Consider the following 16,583-nt stretch of genomic DNA (forward strand, 5'->3'; position numbering starts at 1 on the left):
TGGTACCAATATTTGTTATTGTTCCATCTTCTGATGTATAGGTAAATGTACCATCTCCATTATCTAATAGTGTAGATATGGTTTCAGTAATACTTCCTCCACCGTTGGACAAGGTAATAGTATTGCCGGTTTGACTTAATATTTGGATTTCATTCGTTGGGTCAGAATCAGGGTCGTTGATAAGAGAGGTTAAATCGACTGATCCACCATCTTCTAATGTTAATACGTTAGTAATTGGGTTAAACGATAATACTTGATTATCGTTACCACTACATAGACTGGACCAACTATTATTGTTGAATTGAAAAATACATTCATCATCTGTATTATACACTAAGGCTCCATTTAATGGAGTGAGTGCATTCATTTGATTCGTATTGATTCTGGTTAAAACGAAAGCTTTATCCACGCTTTCTAGTTCCAAAATAGATGAAGTATCTATTTGATTTGGATTGTCACCAACTTTCACCTGTGCATATACATGGCTCAAAGATGAAAGTATACATATAAAAAGAAGTAATTTTACCTTCATAGGCTGTAGGAAATTTCTTTTCAAAAAAGAGTTTTACCTCTCTTTGTTTGGGGTTATCACGTAACTATTTTGTTTAAACAAAACTAGCCTTCTATCTAAGCTAATATAGATAAGTTGCTAATATATTAATATTTTCTTAACTACAAAAATACACATTTAATCCGATTAAATGCATTTTTTTTCGATAAAATACTTTTTTCAATCTATTTTAACTTGGATATAAGGTATAATTATTCAATGTTAAAGAATGATTTTTTTGATCTTAGGATCAATTGAAATTGTAATAAGAAATAAAAATAAAATTAAAAATATTTTTATTTTTAATAAAATATAATACATTTGCCAGCGCAAAAGCGGGAGTAGCTCAGTTGGTAGAGCGTCAGCCTTCCAAGCTGAATGTCGCCAGTTCGAACCTGGTCTCCCGCTCAAAGCTTCATCTTAATTAAGATGAAGCTTTTTTTTTAATATTTTCTTGATTTTCAATAATTCAATATGTTTTTTATTTCCTATATAGAGGTTTTGTTAAGTAATACTTACATTCGTGATAACTGATTCCAAAAATTAATTATTTTATTTATGAATAGCAGAGGATTTACAAATATTATTAGATATTTTATGGATGAATGGTTACCGCCGGCTATAAGAGATTCTAAATTTTTTATGTTTCCGTTCTATTATTATGCATATAAGGGAAGGAATATAAAAACGGTAATGAACTTGAAATCCATAATTTTTAAGTGGTCAGAAGAAGAGTTTTCTGACTTTTACTCTAAAAGAGATACTCGGTTTTCTAATAGTAGACCGACTGATATGTCTAAACAATGTTTAAAACATGTATTTGAAAAGATAAAGTCTGATAATCAAACGTTTATTGATGTAGGATGCGGAAATGGTTTTTTACTTGATTATGCGAACAAAAAAGGTTTTAAAACTACTGGATGTGATATTATAGACGGTAAAAGCTTTACGCATAGTGAGTATTTTCAAGCTAATATAGAAAATTTGCCTTTTGAAGATGATTCCTTTGATGTGGTTTTCTCTACGCATACTTTGGAACATGTTATAGATTTTGAAAAAGCTGTTAGAGAATTAAAGAGAATTACTAAAAAAACTTTATGTGTAGTAGTTCCTTGTCAAAGAGCTTATTATTATACATTAGATGAGCATGTGCGGTTTTTTCCTTACAAATGGATGCTTGAACAAGAAATGAAAATGAAATTTTATTCTTGTAAAAAAGTACATGGTGACTTAGTATTTATAGGTAATATGGAAAAGGAAAAAAGTATTATTTTAAATTAATGACTAAGAAGTATTTGTTAAATATTGGCTTTTGGTTAAAATTTATTGGAATAATCTTATTCTTTTATTTGATATATAAAGTAGGTTGGGAAGAAACTTTTGAATCAATTAAAAAGATTTCTATTATTCATATCATTATTGCAGTATTTATTTTGTGGTTAGCTTTTTATTTAAAAAGTATAAGATGGAAAATTATTTCGAATTCATACGGAATTCCTTTAGTGCACTATAAAGCCTTTAAAGTTTTCTTTATTGGTCTTTTTTTAGCTAATATCACTCCCGGACGATTGGGAGATTTTGGGAGGTTACTTTATATTAAGGATGAATTACCTACTCAGAAAATAGGTTGGTCTAGCTTGATTATGGATCGTCTTTTTGATTTAATTAGTTTGTTGTTTTTTAGTTTATTAGCGTTGTTTTATTATCAGTTTAATTTTGATATTCTGAAACTACCAAATAACTATAAAGGGCTGGTATTTTTGTTTATAGGGGTGATATCTTTTTTTTTATTTATTTACGGGTTTAGAGGTAAATTTAACAGAATTATTAAGCCTTGGAGAAGAGCGTTTAATTCTCATAATCTTGGGTGGTCAAAAAATATACTAAGTTTCGTAATTACCTGTCTTAGTATGATTATGATATACGGAATTTTTAATTATGTTGCTTGGGCTATGGATATTGAGATTGATCATTTAGGGTTATTTTTAGGGACTTTTGTTTTGGGAATACTGACATTACTTCCCGTTACAGTTTTAGGAATTGGAGTTCGCGAAACATCTTTAATTTTTATTTTTCAATTGTATGATCTTTCGGCTGAAGATGCTATAGCATTATCTTTAATTATATTTATTCTTCAATTAATTTCATTTATTCCCGGAGCTATTTTGTTTTATTTATCACCGATACGTTTAAAAGACTTAAGACAAATGAAATAGTAATTTTATTATTTGGATAACCTTTCGTTATCCTGAATATCCATCCACATTGCGAATAACAAAGATTGAAACCCTGATATGGTTAGGAAGATAAATATGATTAGGTAATCTGTTGGCGTTTTAGAATTTGGAACAAAAAAATTAGCTATTAACTGGTAGAAGAAATAACTATTAATGATACAAATAATAAAAGCTACCCAGTAAAGTAAATATAACGGATGAAAACTTCTATATAAATACTTTGTTTGAAGCCTTTTGAAAAAACAACGAACTAATAAAAAGAGTATGGGTAAAGATACTTTGATAATATTTAATTTTGATTTTTCACCTACACCATATATTGGTTTAATCTTTACTTCTCTAATAGTACAGAATGCAATATTAAGTTTTACTAATAAATCATTAGGCATTCCATATCTTTTATATATGTCATAAAGAGGTACAGAGTTTAGGGCATTGTTTGATATTGCGGTATATCCACTTTGGGTATCTGACACACCCCAGTATCCTGAGGCAATTTTGGTTAGTATGCTAAGAATTGAATTACCTAAAAAACGTACTCTTGGGATAATTACCCAAGCGCTTTTATGAATCAAGCGATTTCCTTTAACATAATCAATATCTTCTGCTATAACGGGTTTACATATAGATTCTAATTCATCTGGATCCATTTGTCCATCTCCAGCCATAACTGCTGTGCAATCAATATCATGATCTTTACACCACTTATATCCAGTCGCAATAGCTGCCCCAACACCTCCATTTTCTAGATGTTTAATTACAATTATTTTTTCTGTATTGGGATTTTTATTAAGAATTTCTGAAGGAGTAAATTTTTGAATTTCATCAATGCTTTTTCGCTTTACCTCAATATCCGCACGATTATATATATTAGGAGCAATTTCGTTGTTTAGGTTAGAAGTTAGTTCAAGAGTTGATGTGTTGTCGGTTAGGTTTTTTATTACTGTTCCGACAGTATCGTCTTTCGAAGCATCATCAACTACAATAATTCTATCAACAAAAGAAGGCATGCTATCTAGAACCATCATTATTTGTTGAGATTCGTTATAACAGGGTACTACTACTGCAACTGTTTTATTGTCAAGCATTATATTTTGGTTTTATTCTTTATTTGTTTTTTTGAGATTACTCGTTGCCCATTTTAAATTATTTTTTGCTAATGAATAATTTGGACTTAATTTAATTGCTTTTTGACAAGCTTCGGCTCCAAGTTTCCATTTTTGTAATTGATTGTACGCAGAACATATATTGTTATAAGCAAAAGCATTTTTTGGATCAATTTGTAATATTTTTTCGCAGGTTGTTATAACTAATTTATATTCTTTTATTTGATAATATTTTAAACTTAGATCTAAAAGCTTTATAGGATCTTTGGTGTTTTTTGTTTGATTTTTTAATGAGCTTATTTCCTCTTGTATTTTAGTTAAGTTTTTTGAAATGTTATTTAAAAGGTTCTTAGATAGAGTATGATTAGGGCTTTTTTGAAGCGCAATTTTTACGTGCTTTTCAGCTTTTAAATATTTTTTTTGATCAAAAAGAAATTTTGCATAATAATAGTCGGCAGAAGGAGAGCTTGTACTTAATTTAATTGCAGAATTGAAATATTCTTCAGCTTTACTATAATCTTTTTTAGCAGCGTGAAGAATTGCTAAATTTATATGTAAAACATAATAATTTGGACTTAATGAATAGGCTTTATTGAAGTAATTGAGTGCTATATCATAATTTCCTTTTTGCATTTGGGTCAAACCATAATTCATCTGTCCTCTTCCATTTTTAGGGCTTTTGATAACCACATCAAGCCAAATAGACTCAATGGAGTTCCAAACTTTATTTCTTTGAATAGTACCATATCCGTGGCCTAAAAGAATTAAAGCAATGATAGATATGATGTAAATGTTTTGTTTTTTTTCTTTCTCTATGGTCTTTTGTTTTTCAATAATTTTTAGTAATCCATATGGGACAGCAATAAAAAGTCCAATAAAAGGAAAAAACATTCTATGGTCGTTGGCGATTTGGAAAAGAGGATTTAGAGTTGTCGGCAATAAAGCAATAAAGAACCAAGCTATACCGAATGAAATAGGTCTTAATTCTTTTTTTAAAGCTGTTTTTACCATTGTAAATAACATTCCAATTATTATACTTAATCCAAATAGTGTTTTATAGCTGTACCATGGCTTTATAATAGTGAAATCTGGATCTGCACTAAGGTTTATGGGTAAAATAAAGTTGCTTAAATAGTGTGTGATAATGTACCATTGTGTGCTGAAATATTCAAATCTTGTAACAAAATAATTAGTAGAATCTGTAGATTCAGGAGTTAGGTAATATTGATTTAAAATAAAGAGAGAAGAAGCTATAATTCCAGCAGGAGCAGTTTTTTTTAAAATTTTTAGGAGCTTGGTAAGAATATTTTTCTTAGAAGGAGATAAAACTTCATGTTCTTCAAAAAGTATTACGTAAGATACTAAAATAGGAAAAAACATGACCCCAGTTTGTTTTGTCCATATTCCAATAACCATAGTTATAAGATAAAGGTGCCATTTTCTAGTTGTAGTGTTTATGTATAAAATGAGAGAAGCTACAATACATAATGTTGAAAAAGAATCTGACCTAGCGCATATATAATTAATAGTTTCCGCATTTGCAGCATGAAACGCAAACCAAGCGGTTGCGAACAATGCAGTTAGCCCAACAAACTTATTTTTTGTTAGAGATGTTTTATAGATATGTTTCGATAACAGAAAAACTAATACAATTAATACTAAAAACCATAAAAAGATGTGGTAATGATAATAGTTAGAATCCAATTTTCCAGCAATATTGTAATCGATAGCGTTCATCAATGTGATTATAGGTCGGTACGCTCTATTTCCAGGTAATGAACTGAATGTATCTGCATCCTTGAAAAAAACAAGCCAATTATCTAAAGTTCTTATAGAATCGTTGTTTACGACTGTATGCATGTCGTCGAAGATAAAGGGATTGTCGAAATGGTTGATGTATATAAAAAAAGTAGCAATTAGTATTACTACTAAGATTTTTAATTCGAATTTTTTGGAAGTAAAATTTTTAAACATCTAGCTTTAAAATTTTAATTGTACTTGGGGATTGGATTGCTTATAGTTTATTAAGATCTGGGATTGTAGTATCCTTTGTTTTTAGTATTAATGGGTTTAAATATAGTTGTTTTTATGTCTTTTTAATTGTATTGAAGATAAATATTTTTTGTTTATGTTAAGTATTTATTTGTTTGATAAATAACCCTGATGAATTTAAATCGAAAATAATTAGGCTTTAAAAAAGTATTTTTTCTAAAACAAATAAACAAAATGAATTATTTTATATTTGGGAGACACATATTCTGTATAGTGAGACTAACAAAGTTTCTTACAGAAATAAATTAACCAAATGGATAAGAATTATTTTGCTCATGAAACGTCAGTGGTAGGTGATGGATGTTTTATAGGAGAAGGTAGTAAAATATGGCATTTTTCTCATATTATGCCTAGTTCCGTAATAGGTAGAAAATGTAACATAGGACAAAATGTAGTGGTTTCACCAGAAGTAATTTTAGGGGATAATGTAAAAGTTCAAAATAACGTTTCTTTGTACACGGGAGTTGTTTGTGATGATGATGTTTTTTTGGGACCTTCTTGTGTTTTTACTAATGTTACCAATCCTAGAAGTGCTATAAGTAGGAAAAATGAATACGCCAAAACTCATGTGGGTAAAGGAGCTACTATTGGAGCTAATGCTACTATTGTTTGTGGCAATAATATTGGTATGTATGCATTTATAGGTGCTGGTACGGTTGTTACAAAAGAAGTGAAACCATATGCCCTAGTTGTTGGGAATCCTGCCAAGCAAATAGGATGGATGAGCGAATATGGACATAGACTGGATTTTAATGCGGATGATATAGCTGTCTGTCCAGAAAGTAAAGAGAAATATGAACTTATCGGAGGAAGCGTTTTTAAAATTTAATAGATGAAAAATAAGAACTTTGCAATTATGGGTGTTGGAGGTTATATAGCTCCAAGGCACTTAAAAGCAATTAAGGATACAGAGAATAATCTGATAGCTGCACTAGATAAATTCGATAGCGTTGGTGTTATTGATAGTTATTTCCCTGAATCACATTTTTTCGTGGAATTTGAACGTTTTGATAGACATATAGAAAAATTAAAGAGAAGAAGAAATATACAACTTGATTATGTTAGTATTTGTACACCAAATTATTTACATGATTCTCATATTAGAATGGCATTAAGAAGAGGAGCAAGTGCAATATGTGAGAAACCACTAGTTCTTAATCCTTGGAATATAGACACATTGGTTGAGATTGAAAAAGAATCTGAAGGGAAAGTAAATACTATTTTGCAATTGAGATTGCATCCAAGTATTATAGCATTAAAGGAGAATGTAGATAATGGTCCTAAAGATAAGATTTATGATTTCGACTTGACTTACCTAACTTCTCGCGGTAATTGGTATCACGCTTCTTGGAAAGGTGATGTTTCTAAATCTGGTGGAATAGCAACAAATATTGGGGTTCATTTTTACGATATGTTATCTTGGGTTTTTGGAAAGGTTAAAGGAAACAAAGTTCATTTATTGACAGATGATAGTGCTTCTGGATTTTTAGAATTCGAAAAAGCTAGGGTTCGTTGGTTTTTATCTATTAATTACGAGAATATTCCAGAAGATATTAAAGCACAAGGAAAAAGAACATATCGCTCAATTACCATTGATAATGAAGAAATAGAGTTTAGTACTGGGTTTACAGAGTTACATACACGTAGTTATAAGAGTATATTAGAAGGTAAAGGTTATGGACTTATGGATGCTAAAACCTCAATACAAATTGTCCATGATATTAGAAATGCTGAAATTGTTTCTTTAAAAGAAGATTACCACCCTTTTGTGAAGAAAGTAATTTAGATTTCTTGTTTTGAATAATGTCGAATCTCAATAACCAAAAATGAATAAGCAAAATATCTCAATTGTAATATCATTGTTTAATGAAGAGAAGGGTGTGATTCATTTTTGGAATTCGTTGGAGAGCGTATTGATTTCCATGCCAGAGAGAAGTTTTGAACTTATATGGGTAAATGATGGAAGTACTGATGGAACGCAAAGGTTAATTGATGAAATAAGAAAAGAAAAATCATTGAATAATATTAAAAATATTAGCATTGAGTTTTCTAAAAATTTCGGGCATGAATCTGCAATGATAGCAGGGATTGATAATGCTTCTGGAGATGCAATTATTTGTATAGATTCTGATGGCCAACACCCGCCAGCAGAAATACCTAAGATGATTAATGCTTTTAATGAAGGAAATGATATTGTATTAATGCAGCGTTTAGAAAGAGGTGATAATAGCTATGTTAAAAAGAAATTTTCAAAATTCTTTTATCAAATAATAAATTACTTGTCAGCCATTAAATTTGAAGAAAATTCCACTGATTTCTTTTTAGTTTCTAATCGTATTAAAGTTATACTTGCCTCTAATTTTCGGGACCGTAATAGATTTATACGAGGTTTTATACAATCATTAGGTTTTTCTAAAAGTAAATTATCGTTCAGCGCACCTGCAAGAGAATATGGAGAGAGTAATTATTCTTATCTCATGTTGCTTAAGTTAGCCTTTAATGCAATATTTTCTTTTTCTAATAAGCCATTGAGAATTAGTGTTTTGTTGTCGGCTGTTTTTATTTTATTTACTTTAGGAATGATAGGGTATACATTATATACTTATTTAAACGGAACTTCAGCTCCGTCAGGATATAACACTATTATAATTTTTATGTCAGCTTCTTTTTCAATTCTGTTTGTTACACTTTCTATCTTGTCACTTTATTTCGAAAAATTAATACAAGAAATGCGTAAAAGACCTATTTATATTATTAAGCAAAAAAATGATTAGTATGAATTTATTGATGAACATAACTGGTCATTTTGAAGTGTTTTTAAAAAGTAAAAAAGGGCTTGTCACAATTTTGTTGTCAATAATTGTTTTTAATACTGGATTGTATGTAAAATCTAGTTATAGTGATTATTCTTCAATTCAAGCTAGAAGGGATGCTTCAGGTTTCTCCCACGATAAAGCATATAAATTTGCTTATTTTTATTTCTACACAGGTCATTTCCCTTTAGCTACATTAAATACTGATTTAAAATATTCTGAAGAAGGTGCAAATAAAGAAATAACCAATAGAGGTAAGGATTTGATTATGGAATATAAGCATTGGTCGAGACTTGGTGAAAGTGCTCGAATTTTAGCTTATTTACCGAATGCTTATCTTAAAGGCTCTCCAGAAAACCCTTCTATTAAATTGTTTAATGCTTTCGTGTTTACTATTGGGCTGTTACTATTATTCTTTGGGTTTTGGAGACTAAGAAAACCAATGTTTGGTTTTCTTTTGTGTGTTTTAATCAATAGCACTCCTTTTTTTCTTTATGAAGTGTATTCCCATGAAAATATTTTTGGATTAATGGCTTCTGTTTTTTTTATAATATTAGGGCTAAATGTAAATGTATTGTTTTCTGCATCTATTGATTATTTTAAATTAATTTTGACGGCAATAATTTCTGGGATAACGATTGGTTTTTTTAGTGAATTTAGAAATGAAATTTCAGTAGTTTTAGTTTCATTGTTATTGATCTATATGTTGTCTAAACATATTAAGTTAATTCCGAAAATAACTTTAGTTTTAACAGTTGTATTTTTCTTTAATTCTTGTAAGTCATATATTAGAAATGAGTTTAATCTAAAGTTTGAAAAGACCAGTCATTTAGTAAGTCTTTATGGAGGGCATGTGTATAATGGAGCTAAAATTAAGGGTCATAATTTTTGGCACCCTATGTTTTGCGGATTAGGAGATTTTGATACTAAATATGGGTATGAATGGAATGATATAAAAGCATACAATTATGCAATTCCTATTCTAAATAATAGGTATAGTATGAATATCCATTATTCGGGTAAATATCAGACAGATGATTACTACGATGATTATAGGTTGTATTATAAAAAACCAGAAGAATTATCACATTATGAAGAAGTGGTGAAAGAAAAAGTGTTGACGGACATAAAAAATGATCGTTTTTGGTATGCTAATATCATAGTAAAAAGAATATTTAGGACATTAACAACAACAATACCTGTACCTTACTTAGGTTTATTGTTATTTCCAGTTTTTTATTTTTTGGTAAAGCGGAAAGATTGGGACTGGATCAAGCTTATTATAGTTTCTCTTCCTTTATCAGCTACTTCTATTATAGTACATTCAGGAAAAGGTACTACTTATAACTCATTATTCGTTTATTTTGTATTGGTGATTATTTGTGTTCAATTATATGACCATTACAGCCGGAAGGCCGATATCACTTAAAATATAGAAAACCCAGTTAAGGTTGTTAATCTTTCTAATGCATACATTCCTAATTCAGAATTTCCTTTTGGGTTTAATGGGGGGCTCCAGGTTGTAACGGCATATTGACCTGGATGAATAGCAGCAATTCCACCACCAACACCACTTTTGCCAGGCAAACCTACTCTAAAACTAAACTCTCCTGCTTCATCATAAAAACCACAAGTTTGCATAATAGCATTAATACGTTTTGTTTTTCTTTCAGAAATCACTTGTTTTTCATCAAATAGAGTTCTTCCAGAATTTGCATAAACCATAAAAGCGGTCGCTAATTCTTTACAAGACATAGCTATAGAACATTGGTAAATGTACAAGTCTAATACAGTTTCTATGTCGTTTTTGATATTGCCAAAAGATTTCATTAAGTGCAGTAGAGAAGCATTTCTATGACTATATTTCATTTCAGAATTAAAAACTTTCGAGTTAACATCAATAGTTGTATTTCCCGCGATTTTACGAATAAATTCTAAAAGTTGTTTCTTGGGGTTTTCTAGCGTCGAAACTAAGACATCAGCAATAACCAGAGCACCTGAATTTATCAAAGGATTTCTTGGTATTCCGTTTTCGTATTCTAATTGTACTAAAGAATTAAAAGGATCTCCAGAAGGTTCTACATCTACACGTTCAAATAATTCATCATCTAATAAAGACATCGCTAGTGTTAAAGAAAATACTTTAGATATACTTTGAATGGAAAATTGTTCCTGTTCATTTCCAAAACCATAATGACCTGAGCTAATACAATATAAATGCATTCCAAATTTATTTGGATCCACTTTAGCCAATTCAGGAATATAGGAGGCTACCTTTCCATTATTTTGTTTATTCGATAATTCTTCTTGAATGGTGTCAAGAATTTTTTGGTACTGCATACAAAGTTTAATTTAAACCTAATAAAGAGCTATCAGGCTCTATTTCATAAGGAGTTTTGTTTTGTTCAAAAACCCTAGCAGAGAATTCTCCCTTTAATTGAATATCATTCTCCTGAATTCTTAACCAACTCCCTTCTCTAAGTCCAACTACAGGTTGTGGATTTAACTTATGAAATTCTTTAATACGTGTTTCCCTAGTTTCTCCTTTATGCGTAGAGTTTGGATCAGGGTCTAAATAATGTGCGTTTATATTAAAAGGCATAACCCCTAGTGTTTTAAGACTTGGAGGATGTACAATAGGCATATCATTAGTGGTCTGCATGGTAAGCCCACAAATATTACTTCCAGCACTGGTGCCTAGATAAGGAACACCTGTGTCAATTGCTTGTTTAAGAGGTTCTAGTACATTATTTCTATATAATTGATTAACGAGTAGGAACGTATTTCCTCCACCAGTAAAAACTCCTTGTGTATTTTCGAATGCTTCCGTTATATCAGAAAACATATGGATCCCAAGTATTCTTTTATTTATTTTCTTAAAAATATTGTTAACTCCTATGGTATATTCATCTAGGGTGATCCCTCCTGGACGTGCATATGGGATAAACAAAATTTGCTCAGAATCTTTATAAAGCTCAATTAAAGTATCAAATAAATATTCTAATGGACCACTTCCATGGATGGTAGAGGTACTTGCAATGACACAGTTTTGCATATAATTGTTTTTAGTAAAGGTAGTTTAACGTTTTCTTATAGAGAAATCTTCAAAACATATTGAAAAAATATAGTATCTTCAATACATACAAATTTAACCCAGCTAACTATGAAAATGAAATTATCCCTACTATTTATATGCTTTACAATTAGTTTTTCTTTTGCCCAAATAACTTCGAGAGTTATGATTGATGGTCGCGTGAGTGCCCCCATTGGTGATGATGTAGAGGGTGTTGTTGTCTATAATTTGACTACTAAAAAAGGGACTATTACAGATGATAAAGGTAATTTTAGGATAAGTGTTGGCACCAATGATAAAATAGAGGTAATTGCGATGCAATATCAAAAGTTTGTTGTATTAATTGATAAAGGGGTATTAAATAATAGGAGATTGAATATTTTTTTGAATGAATCCGTTAATCTACTAGATGAAGTTATTGTTACTCCATACGATCTGTTGGGTAACGTTTCTATTGATGTTAAAAAAATTGATGTTTCGGAGAGTGGATTAGATGATGTTGCTAGACTTACCTCCGATAGAATTAATGATACAGATTATGATTGGACAGCGGATGAATTATCTGAGTTAGAAAACAAAGTCTTTTTAGAGGATAGGATGATTTATGGACTTAATTTTGTAAACCTTTTTAAAGTAGTTTTTAAAAATAAAGACAATAATGATGATAAGACCCCTGCTGATATTGATGTAAAGGTCAGAAAAATGTATAATGATGAGTTTTTTAAAACAAACTTAGCGTTAGAAATGGATCAAATTAATGATTTTATCTTTTTTGCAGAAGAAAATGGGTTAGATAAATCATACCTAGAAGAAGGTAATGAATTGAATCTTCTCGAATTTTTGGTGTCTCAAAGTAAAGTTTATAAAGATCGTAAATAACGTTTTTAATAGCGCAACATTTTTAAAGACCTTTCGTCTTTTGAATTAGTATGACAGGGTTTCTAGGTTTATCCATAAGAAAACATATCGAATCGGGTCATAAAACTAATTCATCATATGGCCAGAATTTTACCTATTCTTATATTTTTTGTTGTTATAACTAACACTTTTGGACAATCTCAAAGATTAAAGGGAGTTATCGTTGCTGATTCATTAGATGGATTTGCCATAAATATTGTAAACTATACTAAGAAGATAGGAACTACCAATGATGACAAAGGTTATTTTGAAATTCCTGTATCAATTAATGATTCCATTATTTTTTCTTCTGTCCAATATGAGATAGTCTCTCTTGTTGTAGGAGATTTTGATATAAATAACGAAGATTTTCGAATAAAACTGACTCCTATTGTAAGAAAACTGGATCAAGTAAATGTTAGTAACATTAATCTTTCAGGAAATATTGATAAAGATACTAAAGGTATTAAGACAAAACCTTTTGTAAGTAATAAGAGTTTGGGGCTCCCATTTAGAGATATAAAACAACCTACCCAAGTAGAAAGAAGAATCTATACTGCAAAATCTGGAATTATAGATCGCCCGATTAATTATTTAAATGGAACGCTAAAAAAATTAAAAAAAATAAAATCTATTCAGGATTTAGATAAACTAATTCATAAAGGTGAAACCTCATTTAGTGTTACATTTTTTACAAATGATTTGGGATTGTCAGAAGATCTAATATCTGATTTTATGTATTATTGCGCGGAAGATAGCTATTTTGAAAACTTATTAGAAAACACTAAAAAATTATCATTATTAGAGTTTTTTCAGACCAAAGCAAAGTCCTATAAAGAGTTTAAAGAAATTGATAAATAACTTTCTTTTTATTTAATAAAACATTTTTGGCATAATATTTTATGTCAAAATAGTACATTTACCATCGTATAAATTATTTTAAATTGAAGAAATTATTAATTATTTTATCAGTATTTCTGGTTTCATTGAGTTCGTTTACCGCCTTACATAAATTCTATGTTAGTGTAACACAAATAGAATATAAAGAAGAAGAGAAATCTTTGCAGATTATTTCCAGGATTTTTGTCGATGATATAGAAGAAGTTCTTAGAAAAAGATATGATGAGACGATAGAGTTAGTTTCTAATGAACAGGAAGAAAAGGTAGATCAGTATCTAACTACATATTTAAAACAAAAGCTATCTATTACAGTAAATGGAGAGGAAGTCTTTTTTAATTTCATAGGGAAAGAATATGATAATGATTTAGTCCTGTGTTATCTAGAGGTAGAAAATGTAGAATCCTTAAAAACGATAGTTGTTTCTAATCAAGTTTTGATGCATTTCTTTGATGATCAGCAGAATATCATACATGTCAAAAAACAAGAAAAACGTAAAAGCCTTATACTCGAAAAAGAAAAAGATCAAGGCATGTTAAAGTTTAGTGAATAAATCACTAAACTTTTAAAAAACAACTATTTTGCAATTTATTACTTAACACAATTACACTCTAATGAAAAAAACACTTTTTATTCTCACAGTAGGGTTCTTTATTTCTAGCTTAGGACTGTACGCTCAAAATGAAAAAAACAGCGAGGAAGCTCGTGAGTTGGGGCATACAAATCAGAATAAGTTTAAGCAAATGTATGATGAGTTTGCTACACCTAATATGTATCGAACTGCTTCTGGAGCTCCAGGTTCTGCTTACTATCAACAGCAAGCAGATTATAAAATGGATATCGAGCTTGATGATAAAAACAAAAAACTTACAGGTAAAGAAACTATTACCTATACTAATAATTCTCCTGATAATTTAGAATTTCTTTGGATACAATTAGATCAGAATATGCGATCTAGAAAATCAAAAACGCCATTAATTCAACCAACTAGAGTGGACGCAACTGATCCACCAAATAGATTTGTAGGTAAATATTTAGGAGAGTCTTTTGATGGAGGATTTAATATCACGGCTGTTAAAGATGCTTCGGGTAAACCTTTAGAATATACTATTAATGGAACAATGATGCGTGTAGAGATGCCTAAAGATTTAGCATCTGGTAGTAAATTTGTGTTTTCTATAGATTGGTGGTATAACATTAACGATCACGTTAATGGAAGAGGAAGATCGGGTTATGAAGAATTCGAAGATGGAAATAGAGCGTATGTTATCGCACAGTTTTATCCTAGAATGGCAGTTTATAATGATGTAGAAGGATGGCAGAATCACCAATTCTGGGGAAGAGGAGAGTTTGCACTTCCTTTTGGAGATTTCGATGTTAATATTACAGTACCAGCGGATCATATTTTAGATGCGACTGGAGTTTTGGTAAACAGAAAAGAGGTATTTACTAAAGAAATGATGAGTCGTTACGAAAAGGCTAAGAAATCATATAATAAACCAGTTCTTATTGTAACTCAAAAAGAAGCAGAAGCTAAAGAAAAAACATTTTCCGAAAGCAAAAAAACTTGGAGACTTAGTGCAAAAAATGTAAGAGATTTTGGGTTTGCCACTTCTAGAAGATTTATTTGGGATATGATGGCGGTAAAAATTGGAGGTAAAGATGTAATGGCGGTTTCCATGTATCCTAAAGAAGGAAATCCTTTATGGGAAGATTGGTCAACTAAAGCCGTAGCAAGTACTTTAAAATCGTATAGTAGAATGACCTTTGATTACCCATATCACAAAGCTATTTCTGTACATGCTAAGAATCAAGGTATGGAATACCCTATGATTTGTTGGAATTATGGTAGACCTGATAAAAAAGGAAAATTTAGTGATCGTACTAAATTTGGTATGATGAGTGTTATTATTCACGAAGTTGGACATAACTTTTTTCCAATGATTGTAAATAGTGATGAGCGTCAATGGACTTGGATGGATGAAGGTCTTAATACTTTTGTTCAATATGTTGCCGAGCAAGATTTTGGAGAATGGTATCCAGATGCAATTGCACCGCTTAAAAAATACCCTTCTCGAAGAGGACCAGCTGCTAAAATAGTTCCTTATATGAGTGGAGACCAGAGTTTTATATCTCCTATTATGTCTCAGTCTAATAATATTTATCAATTTGGTTCTAATGCATATTCCAAACCGGCTACGGGATTAAATATTCTTAGAGAAACTGTTATGGGTAGAGATCTTTTTGATTATTCTTTTAGAACATATTCTCAAAGATGGATGTTTAAGCATCCAACACCAGAAGATTTCTTTAGAACTATGGAAGATGCATCTGCTGTGGATTTAGATTGGTTCTGGAGAGGATGGTTCTATACTACAGATTACACAGATATCGGTGTTAAAGATGTTAAGAAATATGTTGTTTCGAAAGAACCAAATCAAAGAGCAAAGGATTTTGCAGCTGCACGAGGAGCTAAAATTGAAGATTTTGGGCCATTGGTATTTATGGTAGAAGAAGGTAGTGAGGAATATGAAAAAATCAAAAAGAATGGTAATATCATTGACAATGCTAAGACCTTAAAAGAATATTTGATTGATAATTTTTCTGTAGAAGAAAGAGAAGTTCTTAAGGAGCCAAAATATTTTTATGAAGTTACCTTTGAAAAACCTGGTGGTTTAGTAATGCCATTAATAGTAGAGTATACTTATGAAGATGGTACTACAGAGACTATAACGTATCCAGCGGAGATTTGGAGAAAAAATGATGCAGCTGTAAAAAGAGCGATCGCTTCAGAAAAAGCAATTTCTAAAATTGTTGTAGATCCTAATCAAGAGACTGCTGATATCGATACTTCTAATAATAGCTGGCCTAAGAATAAAAAATTAGGAAAATTTGATAAGTTTAAAAATAAGGTAAAAGGGCAATAGTTAAAAAACCTTTAAATTATAGATTAAAGC

The 16,583-nt window shown here is 30.3% G+C and carries 15 protein-coding genes and 1 tRNA gene; 11 read left to right on the forward strand and 5 right to left on the reverse strand.

Annotation, left to right across the window (positions count from 1 at the left end; all coding sequences use genetic code 11):
• Nucleotides 1-556, reverse strand: a 556-nt coding sequence (locus tag H526_RS29230) for an immunoglobulin domain-containing protein (RefSeq protein WP_211237842.1), incomplete at its 3' end; no start/stop codon positions are given.
• Nucleotides 557-885: 329 nt separating this feature from the next.
• On the opposite strand from H526_RS29230, the gene H526_RS0114560 reads away from it, so the two are divergent.
• From H526_RS0114560 to H526_RS0114570, 3 genes are all read left to right on the forward strand, one after another.
• Nucleotides 886-958, forward strand: a tRNA-Gly gene (locus H526_RS0114560).
• 150 nt (nucleotides 959-1,108) lie between these two features.
• Nucleotides 1,109-1,831 (forward strand): methyltransferase domain-containing protein, encoded by a 723-nt coding sequence (locus H526_RS0114565; RefSeq protein WP_027393683.1) that lies wholly within the window; start codon nucleotides 1,109-1,111, stop codon nucleotides 1,829-1,831.
• A complete protein-coding gene (locus tag H526_RS0114570) occupies nucleotides 1,831-2,766 on the forward strand; it encodes a lysylphosphatidylglycerol synthase transmembrane domain-containing protein (RefSeq protein ID WP_027393684.1) in 936 nt (311 codons plus the stop codon). The genes H526_RS0114565 and H526_RS0114570 overlap by 1 nt, the downstream gene beginning before the upstream one ends.
• An 8-nt stretch (nucleotides 2,767-2,774) precedes the next feature.
• Here H526_RS0114570 and H526_RS0114575 read toward each other — a convergent pair whose 3' ends face one another.
• Together H526_RS0114575 and H526_RS0114580 are read right to left on the reverse strand one after the other, a co-directional pair.
• Nucleotides 2,775-3,875: a glycosyltransferase family 2 protein gene (locus H526_RS0114575; protein ID WP_027393685.1), complete on the reverse strand. Its 1,101-nt coding sequence runs from the start codon at nucleotides 3,873-3,875 to the stop codon at nucleotides 2,775-2,777.
• Between the two features lie 12 nt (nucleotides 3,876-3,887).
• Nucleotides 3,888-5,753 (reverse strand): tetratricopeptide repeat protein, encoded by a 1,866-nt coding sequence (locus H526_RS0114580; protein WP_027393686.1) that lies wholly within the window; start codon nucleotides 5,751-5,753, stop codon nucleotides 3,888-3,890.
• 445 nt (nucleotides 5,754-6,198) lie between these two features.
• Between H526_RS0114580 and H526_RS0114585 the strand changes: the two genes are divergently transcribed.
• From H526_RS0114585 to H526_RS0114600, 4 genes are read left to right on the forward strand one after another with little or no spacing between them, the layout of a single operon-like run.
• Nucleotides 6,199-6,774, forward strand: a complete 576-nt coding sequence (locus H526_RS0114585; RefSeq protein ID WP_027393687.1) for an acyltransferase — start codon at nucleotides 6,199-6,201, stop codon at nucleotides 6,772-6,774.
• Nucleotides 6,775-6,777: 3 nt separating this feature from the next.
• Nucleotides 6,778-7,731 (forward strand): Gfo/Idh/MocA family protein, encoded by a 954-nt coding sequence (locus H526_RS0114590; RefSeq protein ID WP_027393688.1) that lies wholly within the window; start codon nucleotides 6,778-6,780, stop codon nucleotides 7,729-7,731.
• A 40-nt stretch (nucleotides 7,732-7,771) separates the two neighbouring features.
• Complete coding sequence (locus tag H526_RS0114595; RefSeq protein WP_027393689.1) at nucleotides 7,772-8,719, forward strand: glycosyltransferase family 2 protein; 948 nt, start codon at nucleotides 7,772-7,774, stop codon at nucleotides 8,717-8,719.
• A 1-nt stretch (nucleotide 8,720) separates the two neighbouring features.
• Entirely contained in the window at nucleotides 8,721-10,187 is a 1,467-nt protein-coding gene (locus H526_RS0114600) for a hypothetical protein (RefSeq protein ID WP_155839702.1), read from the forward strand.
• Here the strand turns inward: H526_RS0114600 and H526_RS0114605 are convergent.
• Together H526_RS0114605 and pepE are read right to left on the reverse strand one after the other, a co-directional pair.
• The gene (locus H526_RS0114605) at nucleotides 10,184-11,098 is read right to left on the reverse strand and encodes a glutaminase (protein ID WP_027393691.1); all 915 of its coding nucleotides are present in this window, start codon (nucleotides 11,096-11,098) and stop codon (nucleotides 10,184-10,186) included. The genes H526_RS0114600 and H526_RS0114605 overlap by 4 nt on opposite strands.
• Nucleotides 11,099-11,105: 7 nt before the next feature.
• Entirely contained in the window at nucleotides 11,106-11,813 is a 708-nt protein-coding gene (gene pepE, locus H526_RS0114610) for a dipeptidase PepE (protein ID WP_027393692.1), read from the reverse strand.
• 108 nt (nucleotides 11,814-11,921) lie between these two features.
• Between pepE and H526_RS0114615 the strand changes: the two genes are divergently transcribed.
• The 4 genes from H526_RS0114615 (at nucleotide 11,922) to H526_RS0114630 (ending at nucleotide 16,553) form a co-directional block, all read left to right on the forward strand.
• Nucleotides 11,922-12,710: a carboxypeptidase-like regulatory domain-containing protein gene (locus tag H526_RS0114615; RefSeq protein WP_035085682.1), complete on the forward strand. Its 789-nt coding sequence runs from the start codon at nucleotides 11,922-11,924 to the stop codon at nucleotides 12,708-12,710.
• Between the two features lie 117 nt (nucleotides 12,711-12,827).
• Complete coding sequence (locus H526_RS0114620; RefSeq protein WP_027393694.1) at nucleotides 12,828-13,589, forward strand: peptidase associated/transthyretin-like domain-containing protein; 762 nt, start codon at nucleotides 12,828-12,830, stop codon at nucleotides 13,587-13,589.
• A gap of 83 nt (nucleotides 13,590-13,672) precedes the next feature.
• A complete protein-coding gene (locus tag H526_RS0114625) occupies nucleotides 13,673-14,179 on the forward strand; it encodes a DUF6702 family protein (protein WP_027393695.1) in 507 nt (168 codons plus the stop codon).
• Between the two features lie 61 nt (nucleotides 14,180-14,240).
• Entirely contained in the window at nucleotides 14,241-16,553 is a 2,313-nt protein-coding gene (locus tag H526_RS0114630) for a M1 family metallopeptidase (protein ID WP_027393696.1), read from the forward strand.
• Nucleotides 16,554-16,583 lie beyond the last annotated feature (30 nt).

It is taken from the genome of Aquimarina latercula DSM 2041 (assembly GCF_000430645.1).
GTDB classification, from domain to species: Bacteria; Bacteroidota; Bacteroidia; order Flavobacteriales; family Flavobacteriaceae; genus Aquimarina; species Aquimarina latercula.